The sequence below is a fragment of the Stenotrophomonas maltophilia genome (assembly GCF_039555535.1).
Classification (GTDB): Bacteria; Pseudomonadota; Gammaproteobacteria; order Xanthomonadales; family Xanthomonadaceae; genus Stenotrophomonas; species Stenotrophomonas maltophilia_Q.
On the sequence record NZ_CP154630.1, the window covers coordinates 4,610,162 to 4,629,008 of the forward strand.

18 protein-coding genes are annotated in these 18,847 nt (G+C 67.7%); 10 read left to right on the plus strand and 8 right to left on the minus strand.

Annotated elements, in window-relative coordinates; translation table 11 throughout:
• Window positions 1–2: 2 nt before the first annotated feature.
• From AASM09_RS21205 to AASM09_RS21220, 4 genes are all read right to left on the minus strand, one after another.
• Entirely contained in the window at window positions 3–1,187 is a 1,185-nt protein-coding gene (locus tag AASM09_RS21205; protein ID WP_049427189.1) for an ABC transporter permease, read from the minus strand.
• Window positions 1,184–1,930 carry an ATP-binding cassette domain-containing protein gene (locus tag AASM09_RS21210; RefSeq protein WP_049427192.1) on the minus strand — a complete coding sequence of 249 codons (747 nt, stop codon included), beginning with the start codon at window positions 1,928–1,930 and terminating at the stop codon, window positions 1,184–1,186. The genes AASM09_RS21205 and AASM09_RS21210 overlap by 4 nt, the downstream gene beginning before the upstream one ends.
• Complete coding sequence (locus AASM09_RS21215) at window positions 1,927–3,450, minus strand: alpha/beta fold hydrolase (RefSeq protein ID WP_049427195.1); 1,524 nt, start codon at window positions 3,448–3,450, stop codon at window positions 1,927–1,929. The genes AASM09_RS21210 and AASM09_RS21215 overlap by 4 nt, the downstream gene beginning before the upstream one ends.
• Before the next feature lie 68 nt (window positions 3,451–3,518).
• Window positions 3,519–4,721 carry a GGDEF domain-containing protein gene (locus tag AASM09_RS21220; protein WP_049427197.1) on the minus strand — a complete coding sequence of 401 codons (1,203 nt, stop codon included), beginning with the start codon at window positions 4,719–4,721 and terminating at the stop codon, window positions 3,519–3,521.
• Window positions 4,722–4,876: 155 nt separating this feature from the next.
• Between AASM09_RS21220 and AASM09_RS21225 the strand changes: the two genes are divergently transcribed.
• From AASM09_RS21225 to AASM09_RS21235, 3 genes are all read left to right on the plus strand, one after another.
• On the plus strand, window positions 4,877–5,362 hold the full coding sequence (locus AASM09_RS21225; protein ID WP_049427198.1) for a DUF1203 domain-containing protein: 486 nt from the start codon (window positions 4,877–4,879) through the stop codon (window positions 5,360–5,362).
• 234 nt (window positions 5,363–5,596) lie between these two features.
• Window positions 5,597–6,763, plus strand: a complete 1,167-nt coding sequence (locus AASM09_RS21230; protein WP_049427199.1) for a lytic polysaccharide monooxygenase — start codon at window positions 5,597–5,599, stop codon at window positions 6,761–6,763.
• Window positions 6,764–6,924: 161 nt separating this feature from the next.
• Complete coding sequence (locus AASM09_RS21235; protein ID WP_049427201.1) at window positions 6,925–8,091, plus strand: lytic polysaccharide monooxygenase; 1,167 nt, start codon at window positions 6,925–6,927, stop codon at window positions 8,089–8,091.
• A 77-nt stretch (window positions 8,092–8,168) separates the two neighbouring features.
• Here AASM09_RS21235 and AASM09_RS21240 read toward each other — a convergent pair whose 3' ends face one another.
• Window positions 8,169–8,918 carry a ferredoxin--NADP reductase gene (locus AASM09_RS21240; protein ID WP_080354965.1) on the minus strand — a complete coding sequence of 250 codons (750 nt, stop codon included), beginning with the start codon at window positions 8,916–8,918 and terminating at the stop codon, window positions 8,169–8,171.
• 85 nt (window positions 8,919–9,003) lie between these two features.
• On the opposite strand from AASM09_RS21240, the gene AASM09_RS21245 reads away from it, so the two are divergent.
• The 5 genes from AASM09_RS21245 to AASM09_RS21265 all read left to right on the plus strand — a co-directional run bounded on the left by AASM09_RS21245 (window position 9,004) and on the right by AASM09_RS21265 (window position 13,793).
• Window positions 9,004–9,972: an ABC transporter ATP-binding protein gene (locus AASM09_RS21245; RefSeq protein ID WP_049427206.1), complete on the plus strand. Its 969-nt coding sequence runs from the start codon at window positions 9,004–9,006 to the stop codon at window positions 9,970–9,972.
• On the plus strand, window positions 9,969–10,760 hold the full coding sequence (locus tag AASM09_RS21250) for an ABC transporter permease (protein ID WP_049427207.1): 792 nt from the start codon (window positions 9,969–9,971) through the stop codon (window positions 10,758–10,760). The genes AASM09_RS21245 and AASM09_RS21250 overlap by 4 nt, the downstream gene beginning before the upstream one ends.
• Before the next feature lie 209 nt (window positions 10,761–10,969).
• Window positions 10,970–11,737: a hypothetical protein gene (locus AASM09_RS21255; RefSeq protein ID WP_049427208.1), complete on the plus strand. Its 768-nt coding sequence runs from the start codon at window positions 10,970–10,972 to the stop codon at window positions 11,735–11,737.
• 194 nt (window positions 11,738–11,931) lie between these two features.
• Window positions 11,932–12,870, plus strand: a complete 939-nt coding sequence (gene panE, locus AASM09_RS21260; RefSeq protein ID WP_049427209.1) for a 2-dehydropantoate 2-reductase — start codon at window positions 11,932–11,934, stop codon at window positions 12,868–12,870.
• Window positions 12,867–13,793 (plus strand): NAD-dependent epimerase/dehydratase family protein, encoded by a 927-nt coding sequence (locus tag AASM09_RS21265; protein WP_049427211.1) that lies wholly within the window; start codon window positions 12,867–12,869, stop codon window positions 13,791–13,793. The genes panE and AASM09_RS21265 overlap by 4 nt, the downstream gene beginning before the upstream one ends.
• Before the next feature lie 78 nt (window positions 13,794–13,871).
• Here the strand turns inward: AASM09_RS21265 and AASM09_RS21270 are convergent, their stop codons facing one another.
• Window positions 13,872–14,669 carry a TatD family hydrolase gene (locus tag AASM09_RS21270; protein ID WP_049427229.1) on the minus strand — a complete coding sequence of 266 codons (798 nt, stop codon included), beginning with the start codon at window positions 14,667–14,669 and terminating at the stop codon, window positions 13,872–13,874.
• A 68-nt stretch (window positions 14,670–14,737) separates the two neighbouring features.
• Between AASM09_RS21270 and hrpB the strand changes: the two genes are divergently transcribed.
• Window positions 14,738–17,242, plus strand: coding sequence for an ATP-dependent helicase HrpB (gene hrpB, locus AASM09_RS21275; protein ID WP_049427213.1), 2,505 nt, complete (start codon window positions 14,738–14,740; stop codon window positions 17,240–17,242).
• A gap of 160 nt (window positions 17,243–17,402) precedes the next feature.
• Window positions 17,403–17,777 (plus strand): hypothetical protein, encoded by a 375-nt coding sequence (locus tag AASM09_RS21280; RefSeq protein WP_049427214.1) that lies wholly within the window; start codon window positions 17,403–17,405, stop codon window positions 17,775–17,777.
• Between the two features lie 90 nt (window positions 17,778–17,867).
• Here AASM09_RS21280 and AASM09_RS21285 read toward each other — a convergent pair whose 3' ends face one another.
• Window positions 17,868–18,407, minus strand: coding sequence for a pseudouridine synthase (locus tag AASM09_RS21285; protein ID WP_019336761.1), 540 nt, complete (start codon window positions 18,405–18,407; stop codon window positions 17,868–17,870).
• An 88-nt stretch (window positions 18,408–18,495) separates the two neighbouring features.
• A complete protein-coding gene (locus AASM09_RS21290; RefSeq protein WP_238378667.1) occupies window positions 18,496–18,747 on the minus strand; it encodes a hypothetical protein in 252 nt (83 codons plus the stop codon).
• Window positions 18,748–18,847: the final 100 nt, after the last annotated feature.

Here is an 18,847-nt window from a genome sequence, read left to right on the forward strand (position 1 = left end):
GGTCAACCGGAGATCGCCAGGCGTTCGTTGTGGTAGCGGCGCACGGCGGCGAACCACAGCACGGCGGCCAGGCCGAGGCTGGCGCCGAGGTAGATCGCCCACACCGAGGGGGTGATGGTCTCGTGGCGGATCACCTTCAGCAACATCTGGTTCTGCGACAGGAACGGTACTGCGTACTGCCACGGCTGGCTCTTCACCGGGTAGGCAATCAGCGCATAGCCCGGCAGCATCGGCAGCAGCATCAACCAGGTCATATGGCTCTGCGCTTCCTTCATGCTCTTGGCGGCTGCGGCCAGGAACGTCAGCAGCGAGGTGCCGATCAGCAGCATCGGCAACATCACCAGCAGCATCTGCACCATGGCGACGATGTTCATGTTGAGCTGGCGGCCGATGTTGCCCGGTGCAATCTGCGCGCTCACCTTGAACGCGGCCAGGGTCAACAGCAGCGAGGCAAAGCCGACCATGCAGGCGGCGGCGATCTTGCCGCTGACAATGGCGCTGCGCGATCCCGGCGTGGCCAGCAGCGGCTCCAGCGACTGACGCTCACGCTCGCCGGCGGTGGTGTCCATCACCAGGTAGGCGCCGCCGAGGAACGAGGTGAGGGTCAGCAGGATCGGCAGCAGCGCCGACAGCATCAGGCCACGCTTGGCTTCGGCACTGGCCATGTCCTGGCTGGCCACGTCCAGCGGCCGTGCAACCTGGGCGTCGATGCCACGCGCCATCAGCCGCAGCGCTCCCACTTGCCCGTTGTAGGTGGCCAACGCCGCCTGCAGGCGCGCAGTGGGCACCTCGGCGGCACGCCGCGTGCTGTCGCGGATCACCTCCACCAGCGCCGGCTTGCCATCGGCCCAGTCCTTGCCGAAGTCCGGGCTGATGCGCAGCGCCACGTCGATGTCCTGCGAGCGGATGGCCTCGGCCAGATCCTTCGGCGCCGCAGCGGCATTCAGGCCCTGGGCCGCCAGGAAGCGCACCAGGTTCGGCGCGTGCTCGGCACCGATGGTGGGAATCTGCAGCGGCTGCTCGATCTGCGTGCGGACGCGGCTTTCGGACAGCTTGCCCATGCCCAGGATCAGCAGCGGGTACAGCAGCGGACCGAAAAGCAGCGTCAGCGCCAGCGTGCGGCGGTCGCGCGAGAGGTCACGCAGCTCTTTGCGCATCACCGTCATCAAGGTCGACATCATGCTCATGCGTGCAGGCCCTCTTCGCTGCCGATCAGTTTCACGAACGCATCCTCCAGATTGGCTTCACCGGACTGCGCGCGCAGTTCATCGGCGCTGCCGGCGGCCATCACCGTGCCCTTGGCAATGATCACGATGTGGTCGCACAGCGCACCCACCTCCTGCATGATGTGGCTGGACAGGATCACGCAGCGGCCTTCTTCGCGCAGCCCCAGCAGGAACCGGCGCAGCGCGCGGGTGGTCATCACGTCCAGGCCGTTGGTGGGTTCGTCGAGGATGACGTTGCGCGGGTCGTGCACCAGTGCACGGGCGATGGCGGTCTTGGTGCGCTGGCCCTGCGAGAAGCCGTCGGTCTGGCGATCCAGGATGTCGCCCATGTCCAGTGCTTGCGACAGCACTTCGATGCGTTCGCGGATGTGCTGGGCCGAGAGGCCATGCAGTTCGCCGAAGTAGGCGATGTTCTCGCGTGCGGTCAGGCGCTTGTACACGCCGCGCGCATCGGGCAGCACCCCCAGGTGGCGGCGGACGTCCACCGGATTGCGTGCCGCATCGATGCCGTCGACGCTGATGCTGCCCTGGTCGGGCGTCATCAGCGTGTACAGCATGCGCATGGTGGTGGTCTTGCCGGCACCGTTGGGGCCCAGCAGGCCGGTGATCTGGCCATCGGCGGCGCGGAAGCCGACGTTGGCCACGGCCTGGATGCGGCCGGTGCGGGTATCGAAGGCTTTGTGCAGGTTGTCGGCGACGATCATGGGGTCCATCCGTTGAACGAGGTGAACGCCGGCACGTAGCTCAGCGTGTCCAGGCAGCTGGCATCGAGCGCCTTGGCCTGGGTGGTGTCGATGAACTGGCCAAGCAGGCGCGGCATGCAGCCGGCGTTGAGCGTGCCGTGGCCCTGCCCACGGGCAACCAGCGCTCGGCCGTTGGGCAGGCCCTTGAGCACCTGCTCGGCGTAGCGCGGCGGGGTGACCGGGTCCAGTTCACCGGAGAGCAGCAACACGGGCAGATCGCCCTTCAGCGCTGCGGTGCTGGCGGCCGGCGCCGGCTGGTGAGGCCACACCGGGCAGGCGGCGAAGAACGCGCGCGCTGCTTCGGCACCGAACAGCGCGTCATCGCTTTCAGGCGGGGCCTGGTAGCGCGGCGCGTCTTCGCTGCAGATCACCGACCACTGCATGCCGCGATTGATCTGGAAATCCATGCTGCGGGTGGCGCCACGCACCAGCGAGGCAAGCGGTACGTAGCGGCCCTGTGCGGCTTCATCCAGCACCAGCGGCAGCAGCGAGGAGTACTCGGGCACGTAGGAGAAGGCGAACGCCAGGCCCACCACGCTGTCCGGCGAAAGCACGTCCTGGCGCGGCGCGTTCGTACCGGGGTCGCGGTAATCGACCGTCACCGGCGTGCGGCGCAGGGTGTCGGCCACGCTGCGCAGCTGTTCACGGGTATCCACCGGGAAGCGCTTGCTGCAGGCGGCATCCTTGCGGCACTGCGCCGACTGCAGGGTGATGGCGTTGTCGAAGGTCCTGGCGAACTCGCCACCCACCACCAGATCGTTGGGCACCACGCCATCGATCACGATGCTGCGGGTGTGCTGCGGGTAGGCCATGGCATAGCGCTGGGCCACGCGGGTGCCATAGGAACCCCCGACCAGATTGATCTTTTCAGCGCCCAGCGCCTGGCGCACGGCGTCCAGATCGGCAATGGCTTCGGTGGTGGTGTAGAAGCGCGGATCGGCACGGCCTTTCAGCGAGGCCAGGCACTGCGTGGCGAAGTCGCGCATCACCGCTTCGGTGGGCGCGGCGTCTTCGTCCAGCTGCAGTTCCTTGCCGTCGGCGCCCAGGCAGCTGAGCGGGTTGGAGCCGCCGGTGCCGCGCTGGTCGATCAGGAACACGTCGCGCTGCTTGCGCACCTGGCGCAGGGCGGTATCGACAACGACGGCCACCTCGCTGGCGGCCTGGCCGGGGCCGCCGGCCAGGAAGAACACCGGATCGGGCTGGCTGCTGCCGTCGCCGGATTCCAGCCAGGCGATGCGCAGGCCGATGCTGCGGCCTTCGGGATGGGCGCGATCCTCCGGCACCTGCAGGGTGGCGCACTGGGCTTCCACGTTGGCGCTGGCGCCGACGGTGGACAAGGTGCAGGGCTGGAAGCCGATCGTGCCGAAGCGGCGGTTGGGCGCGTCGGTGCTGCCCTTCGCGTCGACCGACGACGTTTGGTTGCAACCGGCAAGCATCAGGCTGGCCAGCATTCCGGCCAGCGCGAGGTGGTGTCTTTGCATCGTGCGTGTTTCCCCTGGAGGACGTTCCTGCCGACCACGACGGGCTGCCGCGGAAGATGTGACCCAACTTACACGGGCAGCGCGTCGGCGGCGATGGGCAGAGGCGGATTCCCGGCCGGGACGGCGCAGGCCAGGCGATCGCGGCCCTCGGCCTTGGCCCGGTACAGCGCCGCATCGGCCGCCGCCAGCAGCGTGGACAGGTCGCCGTGGCCTTCGTCCATCGCCAGACCGATGCTGGCGGTGACCGTCACCGCTCCGGTGGCCAGGCGCGCCGGGCACCGCTGCAGAGCGGTACGGATCGCTGCAGCCCCTGCCATTGCTTCGCCCTGCGTGCTGCCGGCCAGCACCAGCACGAACTCCTCGCCGCCGTAACGGCCCAGCAGGGCGTCACGGCCCTGCGTACAGCGCTGCAGCACCGCTGCAAAGTGGCGCAACACCTGGTCGCCGGCCAGATGGCCCCAGCGGTCATTGATCTGCTTGAAGTGATCGACATCCACCAGCAGCAGCGCCAGCGGCCGCCCCTGTCGACGCAGGCGCTGCAGACGCGCGTGGCCATCGGCCAGCACCGCACCGCGGTTGAGCAGGCCGGTCAGGCCGTCGGTGCGCGCCGCATGGCGCAGATCGACCAGCATCCGCTCAACCAGCAGCAGCACCATCGCGAAGCAGCGCGCCAGTTCCAGCATCACTCCGGCGATGTAGGTCGCGAACATCGGCGAACCGGTGCGCATGATGTCCTCGCCGGCATCCGGGGCCACCGGCAGGAACAGGCGCACGGCATACAGGCTGGCTTGGGCCAGGAACACCGCAGCGGCCAACCGGCAACTGGTGCGTTGCTGGGCCGGGGCATGGCGCAGCAGCAGCCATGCAATCCAGCCATCGACACCCAGCGCGAACACGCTGAACACCTGCAGGCGCATGCCCAGGTTCGGCCACAGCACAAGGAAGGCGAAGATGCAGGCCATGAACGCGGCCGCCATCAACAACGGCCACCACAGCGGCAACGGCTGCTCCAGGTGCAGCGCAACGCCGCGCAGCATCATCAGCGCGCACCCGGCCATCGCCGCGTTGCCGGCCAGCACGGCCGGCACCAGTGGCAGATAGGGGCGCAGCGCCAGCAGGGTCACGCCCAGGGTCAGCAGCCACAGGCTGGCGGTCCACTGGCGCAGCACCGGCTGCCCGCGCAGCACGACCAGCAGCAGCGAGAACCCCACGGCAATGCCGATGCAGAGCAGGAAGCCAAGCACGGTGATGGTGCGGAAATCCAGGGACATGCAGCGCTCGTCGGCCAGGGCGGCGCGCGCATCTTAGCGCCTTGCAGCGCGAATCCCGTGGCGTTCCCCGGCTTCGAGGGTGATGCCGGGTCTGAAAACGGCGAGCAGGACGACCGGCGCATGCGCAGAATCCGCGCACAACCCAGGAGACGCCCATGCACGCGTGGTACCTCGGTGGCATCGACCACCGCCCCTTCCTGCCCCTGTTCGAGATGAGTGACAACGCGCTCGCTGCACTGGGAATCCAGCGTCGCTGGGCGGGCGATTCAGGAGGACACCCCTGCCGGATCAGCCTGAGCGATCCTCCCTGCGGCAGCGAACTGCTCCTGCTGTCCCACGTGCACCTGCCGTTGCACTCGCCGTATCGCGCCTCCGGCCCGATCTTCGTGCAGCGCGGCGTGACCCGTTGCGTACTGCCTGCCGGGGAGGTGCCACCTTATGTGCAGCGCCGCATGATCTCGCTGCGTGCCTACGACAGCGCAGCGCTGATGCGCAGTGCGCAGGTCTGCGCCGGCACCGAGGTTGCCACGCAGCTGGACACGATCTTCGCCGATCCAGCGGTGGCCTTCGTCCAGCTGCACAACGCGGCACACGGCTGTTTCTCATGCCAGGCAGATCGGGTCGGCACCAGCGCCACGTAGCGCCAACCTCCATGACGTGATCGATGGCACGCCGATCACGTGACCGCTGGCGCATCCATTCAGCACCGCGTGAAGCCTGCGGGAAGGGCTTCACATGCACAGTCACGGATCGGCACTTCCATGGTTCCTCCGCCCGCACCACGACTCGATACTCGCTGTGGTGCCGCCGCAAGTCCGCCGCGCAGCGCAACGCCTGCGGTCACCGTTCCCTTTCGACGACCACAAGGATGCGCCATGTCATTCCGCTCCACACCAGTGCTGCTGGCCACCGCGTTCGCCGCCGCAGGCCTCGGCCTGGCCGGCACTGCAGCCGCTCACGGCACCATGACCACGCCGGTCAGCCGCGTCTATGCCTGCTTCCAGGGCAATCCCGAGAACCCGACCAATCCGGCCTGTGCCGCCGCCAAGGCGATCGGCGGCTCGCAGGCGTTCTACGACTGGAATGGCATCAACCAGGCCAACGCCAATGGCAACCACCAGGCGGTGGTACCCGATGGCAAGCTGTGCAGCGGCAACAACCCGACCTTCCGCGGCCTGGACGTGGACCGCAGCGACTGGCAGACCACGCCGATCCAGCCTGATGCCAATGGCAAATTCACCTTCGTGTTCAAGGCCACCGCGCCGCATGCCACGCGCGACTGGCGCTTCTTCGTCACCCGCGAAGGCTGGCAGCCGGGCAGCCCCTTGCGCTGGGCCGACCTGCAGGAATTCTGCACGCTGGGCAATACACCGCTGTCGGCCGATGGCACCTACAAGCTGCAGTGCACGTTGCCGCAGCGCAGCGGCCAGCACGTGATCTACAACACCTGGCAGCGCTCGGATTCGACCGAAGCGTTCTACACGTGCATGGACGTGCGCTTCCAGGGCGGCGGCGGCACGCCAGCACCGCAATGGCAGGATGCCGGCCCGGTCACTGCGCGCGGTGAGCTGCCGGTCGGCACGACGCTGGCGCTGCGCGTGTTCAACGCCAACGGCAACGATGTCGAGCGCGTGGAGGCCACCCTGGCCAGCGGCCAGACCGCCGCGGCACAGTGGCCGCTGGTGCTGGCACGCAGGGTCAATGCCGATGCACAGCATGCGCGGCTGGGTGTGCTCAGCAACGGCGTGATCACGCCCACCGCATCGGCCACCGCCAACCGTGTGTACCTGAAGGACGGCAACCGCTTCCAGCTCGACACCAAGGTGCCGGACCCGGGTACGCCGTCGCCGGGCGGTGATTTCGACCATGTGTACCCGGCCGGTATCGGCAGCTACGTGCCGGGCCAGACCGTGGTGAAGGGCACCGACGGCAAGCTGTACGCCTGCCGCCCGTTCCCGGAAGGTGCGTGGTGCAACGTCAATGCCGATGCCTATCGTCCGGGCACCGGCTCTGCCTGGCGGGACGCTTGGATCGCGTACTGAGATGCCCTGCGGGGAACGGCGTTTTTTCGTCGTTCCCCCTCGGAATGCGAAGTTCATCGCAGCGCAGAAAACGCACCCTTACCTTTCAAACTATTCCTATGGAGCGTGCCGGGACGCATGTCGAAACTCCGCAGGGTTCCACCACCCACAGGAGATTCCTGATGCACCTGTCCCATCGGACCGTCCTTGCACTGTCCTTCATCGCGGGTCTGGCGCTGCCTGGCAGCGCCTTCGCCCATGGCACCATGTCCAAGCCCACCAGCCGTGTCTACGCATGCTATCTGGGCAACCCGGAAAACCCGACCAATCCGGCCTGCGCCGCCGCCAAGCAGCTGGGCGGTGCCCAACCGTTCTACGACTGGGCTGGTGTCAATCAGGCTCATGCCAACGGCAACCACCAGGCGGTGGTTCCGGACGGGCAACTGTGCAGCGGCGGCAACTCCACCTATCGCGGCCTGGACCTGAACCGCAGCGACTGGGCCACCTCGCCGATACGGGCCGACGCGCGCGGTCGCTACACCTTTGAATTCCTGGGTTCCGCTCCGCACGAAACCCGTGAGTGGAAGTTCTACGTCACCCGCGATGGCTGGCAACCTGGCTCTCCCCTGCGCTGGGGTGATCTGGAAGCCTTCTGCACGCTGGGCAACGTACCGTTGTCCGCCGGTGGCGTATACAAGCTGGACTGCCCGCTGCCAAAGCGCGAGGGCCAGCACATCATCTACAATACCTGGCAGCGCTCGGATTCGCAGGAGGCCTTCTACACCTGCATGGACGTGCGTTTCGAAGGCGGTGGTGGCGTCACCCCGCCGCCGCAATGGCAGGACGCAGGTCCGGTCATCGCGCGGGGCGCGCTGGACACCGGGACCACCTTGACCCTGCGGGTGTTCAGTGCCAACGGCAACGATCTGGAACGCCCGGCGCTGACACTGAGCGCTGGTCAGACCGCAGCGAATCAATGGCCCTTGGCGCTGGCACGGCAGGTCAACGCCAACGCGCAGCACGCACGTGTGGGTGTAATGAAAGACGGGATGATCACGCCGGTCGCTTCTGCCACGGATAATCGTGTCTACCTCAAGCCTGGCAACCGCTTCCAGCTCGAAACACTGGTTCCGGGACCGGGCCCGATAGACCCACCTCCAGGTGACTACGACTTCATCTACCCGGCTGGTATCGGCAGCTATAAACCCGGCGAAACCGTGGTGAAGGGCACCGACGGCAAACTGTACGCCTGCCGTCCCTTCCCGGAAGGTGCGTGGTGCAACATCAATGCCGATGCCTACCGTCCGGGCACCGGCTACGCTTGGCGGGATGCCTGGGTCGCGTACTGAGGCAGGTTCCGGAGGCGGCATGAGGCCGCCTCCGGTACATGAGGGGGTTGCCGGCCAGCGGCCGGCACTACCCGGGCCTATTTGCTGCTGACGTACTTCTCGCGGCGGATCTGCGGGTTGCCCAGTCCGGCAGCCTTGAGCAGCTCGGCGCAGGCGTCGACCATGTCCGGGTTGCCGCACAGGTAGGCGATGTCGGTGGCCGGGTCCGGCGAGAAACCGGCCAGCGCCTGCTGCACGTAGCCATGCTGCACGTCGGGATGCGGATCGGCCGGCAGTTCGCGCGACAGGCACGGAACATAACGGAAGTTAGGATGCTTTTCGGCGAAGCTGTAGAAATCTTCGCTGTACAGCAGCTCGCCCGGGCTGCGCGCGCCCTGCAGCAGCACGATCTGCACGCCCCGCTCGGCCATGGCCGTTTCCAGCAGCGGCAGCATCGAGCGGTACGGGGTGACGCCGGTGCCGGTGGCGATCAGCAGGTAGCGGGCGTTGTGGTCGCCGGGGTTCAGGCAGAACCGGCCATAGGGGCCGGACGCATTGATCTGGCCGCCCTGCTCCAGCGCCTCGAACAGGGCCGTGGCGGCGCCGCCGGGCACGAAACTGACCGCGATATCCACCGCCTCGCCCGGGCCCAGCGCGTGGTCGTGGATGGTCGCCAGCGAGTAGCTGCGCTTGGTTTCGGTGCCGTCGGCATAGCTGAAATGGACCTGGATGAACTGGCCGGGCTGGAAATCCAGCGGCTGCCCATCGTCACGCACGAACTGGTAGTGGCCGACGGTCGGGGCCAGCATGCGGCAGCCGACCAGCTTGAGGGGGAATTGAACAGGCACGACTTTTCGGGACAGTGTGTAGCCGGGGCAAGCCCTCGGGGTCTTCTATAATAGCCCCTCCCCGCCCCCTCTCCAGCGCCAGCCCATGGGCGCGAAGGCTTCGAGCTTGGCATCCCAGAACGATATGGCGCCCGCCCTGCGCGTGCGCGACCTGCGCAAGACCTACGACAACGGCACCCAGGCCCTGAAGGGTGTTTCCCTGGAAGTGGCTCCGGGCGACTTCTTCGCCCTGCTCGGCCCCAACGGCGCCGGCAAGTCGACCCTGATCGGCATCATCAGCTCCCTGGTCAACCTCAGCGAGGGCCAGGTGGAGGTGTTCGGCAGCGACCTGGTGCGCAACCGCAGCGCCACCATGCGCCTGATCGGGCTGGTGCCGCAGGAAATCAACTTCAACCTGTTCGAGAAGCCCTTCGACATCCTGGTGAACTACGCCGGTTTCTACGGTGTGCCGCGCCAGGAAGCCGAGCAGCGCGCCGAAGAGGAACTGAAGCGCGCGCACCTGTGGGAGAAGGCCCAGGTGATGAGCCGCACACTGTCCGGCGGCATGAAGCGCCGGCTGATGATCGCCCGCGCGATGATGACCCGCCCGCGCCTGCTGATCCTGGACGAACCGACCGCCGGCGTGGACATCGAGATCCGCCGCGACATGTGGCGCGTGCTGAAGGAGATCAACGCGGCCGGCACCACGATCATCCTCACCACGCACTACCTGGAAGAGGCCGAGTACCTGTGCCGGCACCTGGCGATCATCAACCACGGCCAGATCGTCGAGCAGGGCCCGATGCGCGCGTTGCTGGCCAAGCTGGACGTGGAAGGCTTCCTGCTGGACATCGACGGTGAACTGCCGGCGCAGCTGCCGGTGATCGAAGGCGCGACGTTGACCGCCCCGGACCCGCACACGCTGGACATCGACATGCCGCGCGCGATGGACCTCAACCGCGTGTTCGCCACGCTGAACGAGGCTGGCATCCGCGTGCGTTCGATGCGCACCAAGAGCAACCGCCTGGAGGAGCTGTTCGTGCGCCTCACCGGCAACCTGGAGACTTCCGCATGAGCACCACCGAGCTGACCGACGGCCAGCGCAACCGCGTCGCACTGATGACCATCGTGCGCCGCGAAGTCGCCCGCATCATGCGCATCTGGGGCCAGACCCTGGTGCCACCGGCGATCACCATGACCCTGTACTTCCTGATCTTCGGCAACCTGATCGGGTCGCGCGTGGGTGAGATGGGCGGCTACAGCTACATGCAGTTCATCGTGCCGGGCCTGGTGATGATGAGCGTGATCCAGAACAGCTACGGCAACATCAGTTCCTCGTTCTTCGGCGCCAAGTTCGGCCGCCATGTGGAAGAGCTGCTGGTCAGCCCGATGCCGAACTGGGTGATCCTGTGGGGCTACGTGGCCGGTGCCGTGCTGCGCGGCCTGATGGTGGGCGTGATCGTGCTGATCATCGCGATGTTCTTCACCCCGGTGCGCATCCCGCACCCGATCGTGATGCTGACCACGGTGATCCTGGGCGCGACGATCTTCTCGCTGGCCGGCTTCATCAACGCGGTGTATGCGAAGAAGTTCGACGACGTGGCGATCGTGCCGACCTTCATCCTGACCCCGCTGACCTACCTGGGTGGCGTGTTCTATTCGGTGAAGCTGTTGCCGACCTGGGCCGAGGCGGCCACCCACGCCAACCCGATCTTCTACATGGTCAACGCGTTCCGCTATGGCCTGCTGGGCAGCAGTGACGTTCCGCTGCCGGTGGCCTACGGCCTGATGATCGGCTTCGTGGTGGTGCTGACGGCACTGGCGCTGTGGCTGCTGCGCCGTGGCGTGGGCATGCGCAGCTGAGTTTTGCCTGCAGGGCCTGCGGCCCCGCACCCGCTGAATCAACTTCAACGGCAACGGCAAAAGCTGACTATCCGTGGCATGGCGGGAGCCTGGTGGGTGTCGACCTTGGTCGACACTGTAGATCCACGCCATGCGTGGATGAAGCGATCTCTGTAGAGCCAAGCCGATGCTCGGCTCTTTTCGTTTGGGATTGCGGCTAGGCTGTGGCGATGAAGATCACTTCCATTCCGTTGGACAAGGCCGTGTCGGACGGCCCCATCGATGCCTTCAGCCACGCGCTGCTGGGCGATTCGCCCACGCTGGATGAGGTGCTGGGATACCTGGCCACACGGCACGCAGCTGATCCCCGGCACCGCTATCTGTGCACGCTCGATGATGCCGGTCAGTGCCGCTACACCAGCATGCACGCGTCAGACGACGCGCGCATCGCGCTGTACGAGGACGAAGACCCGGCAACCCCCGACGATGCGTTGGCGGCACGCGAGCGGTTGCTGGCGCATGTCATCGCGCAGCTCGAGCATTCCTCTCATCGGCTGGAATGGAGCGCGCTGGCAGGCACACTGATGTGCAGTGACGCAGACATCGAGGCGCTGGTTGCTGCCAATGCCGCGCCGGATCTGATCGTCGACGAGGTGGTCTGCGTGCAGCAGGTACCCGTGGTCCGTGACGACCTGCTGATCGCCGCCCTGCCCAATGGCTACTTCAGCGCCGACTGGGACATCTTCCAGAACCATGCCCTGATCCGGCACCTGCAGGAACACCATGGCTACCGCCTGTTCGGGCTTGGCGCATCGTGGTTGGGCTTCCAGCGCGACAGCGCGCCGTTGCCTGCGGAAGCGAGTGCTCTGGTCACGGATCTGCAGCACATCTTTGCCACAGGAAGGGACGACACCTGGTCGCACCTGGCTGCGACGCTGGCCACCCGCACCACGCTTCTGCTGGGATACACCGAAGACTTCAGCGAGCAGCTGCGCTGAGTACCGCTCTGCATGGGCGAGCGCAGCGAGCGACCCGCTTCCGCCCTTGAACTGCTTCACGCGGTGGCGGTGGCCGCGCCGGGCCAACCCCACTGAACAGTGCTTTCCGCGAACCACCACGGGGGGCACCGCCGTTGGCCGCAATCTCCGGCACAATCGCAGTTCTGATTCCCCCAGAACACGGTGAACCTGCAATGCGCATCCTGATCCTCGGCGCCGGCGGTACCGGCGGTTACTTCGGTGGTCGACTGGCCCAGGCCGGCGTGGACGTGACCTTCCTCGTGCGCCCCGCCCGCGCAGCGCAGCTGGACCGCGATGGGCTGGTCATCCACAGCCCGATCGGCGATGCCTGCTTCCCGGTGCAGCACGTGACCGCCGAGGCACTGCCCGCGCTCGCCGCGGAGAAGCCGTTCGATCTGGTCATTCTCAGCTGCAAGGCCTATGACCTGGACAGCTCGATCGATGCCATCGCGCCGGCAGTCGGTGCGAACACCACCGTGCTGCCGATCCTCAACGGCCTGCATCACTACAACGCACTGGATGCGCGCTTCGGTCGTGAGGCGGTGCTCGGCGGCCTGTGCTTCATCAGCGCCACCAAGGCCGCCGACGGCGCCGTGCTGCATCTGGGCAAGCCGGCCAAGCTCACCTTCGGCGAGCGCGATGGCGGCGCGATCTCCGCGCGCGTGCGCGCCTTCGCTGCCGCCTGCGCACAGGCCAATCTTGATCACCTGGCCAGCGAGCACATCGGCCAGGAGCAATGGATCAAGTACACCTTCCTGACCGCGCTGGCCGCAGCCACCTGCCTGCTGCGTGCGGACATCGGCACCATCGTCGCTACCCACGATGGCGAGGCGATCGTGCGTGGCCTGTACGACGAGTGCCTGGCCGTGGCCGAGGCCGCCGGTGAACCGATTCCCGAAGCCGCGCAGGACAACGCGCGCGGCACCTTGACCCAGGCCGGATCTGCGCTGAAGGCATCGATGCTGCGTGACCTGGAGGCCGGCCAGCAGGTGGAGGTCGAGCAGATCGTCGGCGACATGCTGGCGCGTGCGCGCAAGGCCGACCAGGAAGCCCTGCTGCTGCAGGTCGCCTACAGCAGCCTGCAGGCCTACCAGGCACTGCGCAGCGCGTGAGCTTCGCGTTGCAGGCCAACGCACTGCCAGCGCGGGTGCTGATCCTCGGCCTGGGCTGGAGCGGATGCGTGCTGGCCACGCAGTTGCAGGCACGTGGCGTGCAGGTTGCTGGGACGGTGCGCGATCCGGCAGCGGCGCCCGATGACGGTCTTCGTCGGTATCGGTTGCAGGCCGACACCGCACCTTCGCCCGATCTGCTCGAGGAGATCGCACACGCCGATGCCGTGCTGTGCAGCGTGCCGCCCGATGCCGAGGGCGATCCTGCCTTGCGCCTGCTGCTGCCCGCGCTGTTGGCCAGCCCAGCACTGCGCTGGGTCGGCTATCTGTCGTCCACCTCGGTGTATGCCGATCGCGCCGGCGGTTGGATCGACGAGCGCAGCGCGGCCGACGCCACCGACGCGGCCGGCGTGCAGCGCCTGCTCGCGGAAGCACAGTGGCGTGCACTGACCGGACAACGCGGCATCGCCTCGGCGGTGTTCCGCCTGCCAGGCCTGTACGGACCGGGCCGCAATGCGCTGGTGCAGTTGTCACAGGGCCGTGCACGCCACGTGGTTCGCCCGGACCAGGTGTTCAACCGACTGCACGTGGATGACCTGGCAACCGTCATCATCGCCGCAATGCGGCGACCGGCCCGGCAGGGTCTCTACCTGCCCAGCGACGACGAGCCCGCACCGCCGCAGGATGTGCTGGCCTTCGCCGCGAAGCTGGGCGGGTTTGCGCTGCCGCCCGCCGTGGCCTGGGATGACCCGGCACTGAGCCCGACGCTGCGACGCTTCTACGAGAGCAACAAGCGCATCGACAGCCGGGGCACGCGTGAAGCGCTGGGGTGGGCGCCACGGTTTCCGACGTATCGGGAAGGGCTGAAGGACCTTGCCGCTTCGCTCGCCGGGCATGGCCCGGCGCTACCGGACAGCGCTTTGTAGAGCCGAGCCCATGCTCGGCTGCTCTCCGTGTCCGTCGCGCTGCGCGCGATGAGCCGAGCATGGGCTCGGCTCTACGGATCAACCCGCGTCGGGCAGACGGAAGAACGTGCGCGCGGCCGCCGTGGCATTGGCCGCGGTCAACGCAACGTCCTCGCCACGGTCACGTGCCAGCTCTTCCACGATGTGCGACAGGAACATCGGTTCGTTGCGGCGATCCTTCGGCATCGGCTTCAGTGTGCGTGGCAGCAGGTACGGCGCGTCGGTCTCGATCATCAGGCGGTTGGCCGGGATGTTCTTCACCAGTTCGCGCAGGTGCGCTCCACGGCGCTCATCGCACAGCCAGCCGGTGATGCCGATGTACCAGTCCTGGTCCAGGTAGTCGAACAGTTCATCGCGTTCGCCGGTGAAGCAATGCACCACCGCCGGGCCGATGCGACCTTCGAAGTTCTTCATCTGTGCCATGAAATCGGCATGCGCGTCGCGCTGGTGCAGGAACAGCGGCTTGCCATTGTCCGCGGCCAGCTGCAGCTGGCGCTCGAACGCACGGTGCTGGGCCGGGCGCGGCGAGAAATCACGGAAGTAGTCCAGCCCACACTCCCCCACCGCCACCACTTCCGGATGGGCGTGCAGCGCGCGCATCTCGGCATCGCATTCGTCGGTGTATTCCACCGCATGATGCGGGTGCACGCCGGCGGTGGCATACAGGAAGCCCGGATGCTGCTGCGCCAGCTGTACCGCCAACGGCGAGTGCTCGCGGCTGGCGCCGGTGATGACCATCTGCACCACGCCGGCCTGGCGCGCACGGTCCAGCACGGCATCGCGGTCGCGGTCGAAGGAGTCGTGGGTCAGGTTGGCGCCGATATCGATCAGGTGCATGGTCATCGCGGGGGAAAAGTGCCCGCGCATTGTACCTGCGCCGGCCGTGGCCCCTTATCCTTTGCATAATGAACGCCCCGCTCTTCCCGATTTCCCCGCTGCTGCCACAGATCCAGCAGCACCTGGCTGCGCAGCCGCGGCTGGTGCTGGAAGCCCCACCCGGCGCAGGCAAGACCACCCAGGTGCCGCTGGCGCTGCTGGACGCACCGTGGCTGCAGGGCCGGAAGATCATCCTGCTGGAACCGCGCCGGGTGGCTGCGCGCAGCGCGGCGCTGTTCATGGCACGACAGCTCGGTGAAGAGGTCGGTGGCACGGTCGGCTACCGCATCCGCTTCGAGAACAAGATCTCGGCACGCACCCGCATCGAGGTCGTCACCGAGGGCATTCTCACCCGCATGCTGCAGGACGACCCGATGTTGGAAGAGGTCGGCGCAATCCTGTTCGACGAATTCCACGAACGCCACCTCAGCGGCGATCTGGGCCTGGCGCTGGCGCTGGACGTGCAGGCACAGCTACGCGATGACCTGCGTCTGGTGGTGATGTCGGCAACGTTGGATGGCGAGCGCTTGGCACGCTTCCTCGATGCGCCGCGACTGAGCAGCGAGGGCCGCAGCTACCCGGTGGCGATCAGCCATTTCCCGGCGCGCCGCGATGAGACGCTGGAACTGCAGGTGCGCCGCGCGGTGCAGCAGGCCCTGGCCGATCACCCCGGTGACCTGCTGGTGTTCCTGCCCGGCCAGCGCGAGATCGCGCGGGTGCAGGCCGGCCTGCAGGAATCGCTGGATGCCGGCGTCGAAGTACTGGCCCTGCATGGTGAGCTGCCGGTGGAACAGCAGGCGCGCGTGCTGCAGGCCGCCAGCGACGGCCGCCGCCGCGTGGTGCTGGCCACCAACGTGGCCGAGTCGTCGGTGACCCTGCCCGGCGTGCGCGTGGTGATCGACAGCGGCCAGGCACGCGAACCGCGCTACGACCCCAACAGCGGCTTCACCCGGCTGGACGTGGTCTCCATCGCCCAGGCGTCGGCCGACCAGCGCGCCGGTCGCGCCGGTCGCGTGGCCGAAGGCGTGGCCTGGCGGCTGTGGCCGCAGTCGCAGCGATTGGAGCCGCAGCGCCGGGCCGAGATCGACCAGGTGGAACTGGCCGGACTGGCACTGGAACTGGCCGCTTGGGGCAGCAGCGACCTGCGCTTCCTCGATCCACCACCTGCCGGCCCGATGGGCGCCGCCCGCGAACTGCTGCAGCGGTTGGGCGCATTGTCCAGCAGTGGTGCGATCACCGCACTCGGCCGCCGCGTACTGGCGCTGGGTACGCACCCACGGATGGCGGCGATGCTGCTGGCCGCGCCCGATGCACGTTCGCAGGCGCTGGCCGCCGATCTGGCCGCGCTGCTGGAAGCGCGCGATCCGCTGCGCCAAGGCGGTGACGCGCTGGCGAGCCGCTGGCGCGCACTGGCCGCGTTCCGCAATGGCCGCACACCCGGCGATGCCAACCGTAGCGGGCTGGCCGCCATCGATGCCGCCGCCAAGCAGTGGCGTCGCCGCCTGCGCTGCGAAGCCACGCCGCCGGCCAGCATCGAGGCCCATCAGCTGGGTGACCTGCTCGCTCACGCCTTCCCTGATCGGATCGGCTTCCAGCATCCCGGCGATCCACTGCGTTACCTGCTGGCCAATGGGCGCAGCGCGCGCCTGCACGAGCTGAGCGACCTGCGTGGCGAACCGTGGCTGGTGGCCAGCGAGCTTCGCTTCGAGGCACGCGATGCGCTGCTGCTGCGTGCCGCACCGGTGGACGAAGGCCAGCTGCGCAAGGCGTGGCCGGAGCGCTTCGTCACCGAAGATGTGGTCCGCTGGGACAGCGAGCGCCGCGCCCTGGTGGCCCTGCGCGAGACCCGTTTCGACCGCATCGTGTTGGACAGCCGCTCGGCCGGCCGGGTCGATCCGCAGCACGCCGCGCAGGCGCTGACCGACGCGGTGGCCGAGCTCGGCCTGCAGGCGCTGCCATGGACCGAAGGCCTGCGCCAGTGGCAGGCACGGGTGGAATCACTGCGGCGCTGGATGCCGGAGTTGGATCTGCCCGACTGCAGCGACGCGGCCCTGCTGGCCAACCGTGCGCAGTGGCTGCAGCCCGCGTTCGCCGGCAAGAGCCGTCTGGATGCGCTGGACGAGTCCAGCTTCGGCGAGGCGCTGAAGTCGCCGCTGGAGTGGTCGCAGCGGCAGCTGGTCGAGCGCCATGCGCCGACCCGCATTACCGTGCCGTCCGGACTGGAGCGGCCGATCACCTACGAGTTGGACAGCGAAAGTGGCGAGCCCTTGCCACCGGTGCTGGCGGTGAAGCTGCAGGAACTGTTCGGCCTGGCTGATACGCCGCGCATCGCCGATGGGCGCGTGCCGCTGACCCTGCACCTGCTCTCCCCCGGCGGCCGCCCGTTGCAGGTCACCCAGGACCTGCGCAACTTCTGGGAAAGCACCTACGCCGAAGTGAAAAAGGAAATGAAGGGGCGCTACCCGCGGCATCCGTGGCCGGATGATCCGTGGACCGCGACGGCCACGCACCGGGCCAAGCCGCGCGGAACCTGAAGGGCGGGGTCAGAGCCGTTTCCCAACGGAAAGGGATCCGACCCACCCTGCCTGATCCTGAATGGCTACGCTAAAGTCACACCGCCTGCGGCCCCGACTGACATACCGTTTACGGGCAACACGCGACACTGGACTTCGACCCGAGGCAAAGGACCCCCGCATGAGCAAGCTCACCGTAATCACCGACCGCGCTCTGGAGCGCGCCCTGGAACTGGCCCACACCGCCGGCGATGGCCTGAAGAGCGCCGGTGGCAGCCTGCGCAATGCGGACTGGATCAAGACCGGCGCCGCCATCGGCGCAGTGAAGACCGGCGGCAAGGTCGCCACCAAGTTCGCACGCCGCAACCCGGCCGTGACCATCGCCGCTGCTGCCGTCGGTGTCGGCCTGCTGGGCTATGCGCTGTACCGCAAGCAGCAGAAGAAGAAGGCTGCCAATGGCCACGTGGTGAATGGGCAGGCGCAGCGCATCAACGCACGTGACCGCCGCAACGACACCGTGGTGGACGAGCACAGCGATATCGGCAGCGACGCCTGAGTGTGACCGACCGGGTCAGAGCCCTTCCTGCGGAAGGGATCTGACCCCGAGCCAGGGCCGGATGCCGCGAGGTATCCGGCCCTTTCTGTTTCAGCCGATCTGCCGCCACTGCCCCGGCTGCAGGTCGTCCAGCCGGTAGGGTCCCATCGAAACGCGGACCAGGCGCAGCGTCGGCAGGTTCACCGCCGCGGTCATCCGCCGCACCTGGCGATTGCGGCCCTCGCGGATAGTGATCGCCAGCCAGGCATCGGGGACGGTCTTGCGGAAGCGCACCGGCGGATCGCGTGTCCACAGCGACGGCGCCGGATCGAGGCGCTCGATCTTCGCCGGCAAGGTCGGCCCGTCATTCAGCTCCACCCCATCGCGCAGCCGTTGCAGCTGCTCATCGCTGGGCGTGCCTTCCACCTGCACCCAGTAGGTCTTGTCGGCCTTGTGCCTGGGGTCGGTCAGCTTGTGCGCCAGCGTGCCGTTATCCGTCAGCAGCAGCAGGCCTTCGCTGTCATGGTCCAGACGACCGGCGGCATACACGCGCGGCGGCAGGCCGAACCCGGCCAGGGTCGGCCGCGGCGGCACGCTGCGGTCGGTGAACTGGCAGAGCACGTTGAAGGGCTTGTTGAAGGCGATCAGCATTGCGGGCACGGCGGGCGGCGGATGAGGCATTGTCCCACGCCGCGCTGCCCGCTCACCGGGCATCGCTTTGGCCGAGGCTGCGGCGGGATCAGCCGAAGACCTTCCACTCCAGCAGGAACGAGCCCAGCACCAGCGCGATGCCGCAAGCCGCGATGATATTGGCCCGGCGCCGCAGGCGAACCGGCGGCGGATTCGTGGCACGCGCGCGTTCCTCCAGCAGCGCACCGGCGAACAGCACGGCAAACCCCACCGTCGCCACCAGGTCGTAGGCATGGCCACCGTAGAACACGAAATCAATCAGCCGCGCCAGCACCAGCACGGCCACGGCGATGTAGAACACTTTCTTCAACAGTCCACTCCATGGGTAGCGCCGGGCCATGCCCGGCGGATGCACATTGCGTCGATTGCCACGCCGCTGCGCTCGCCGGGCGTGGCCCGGC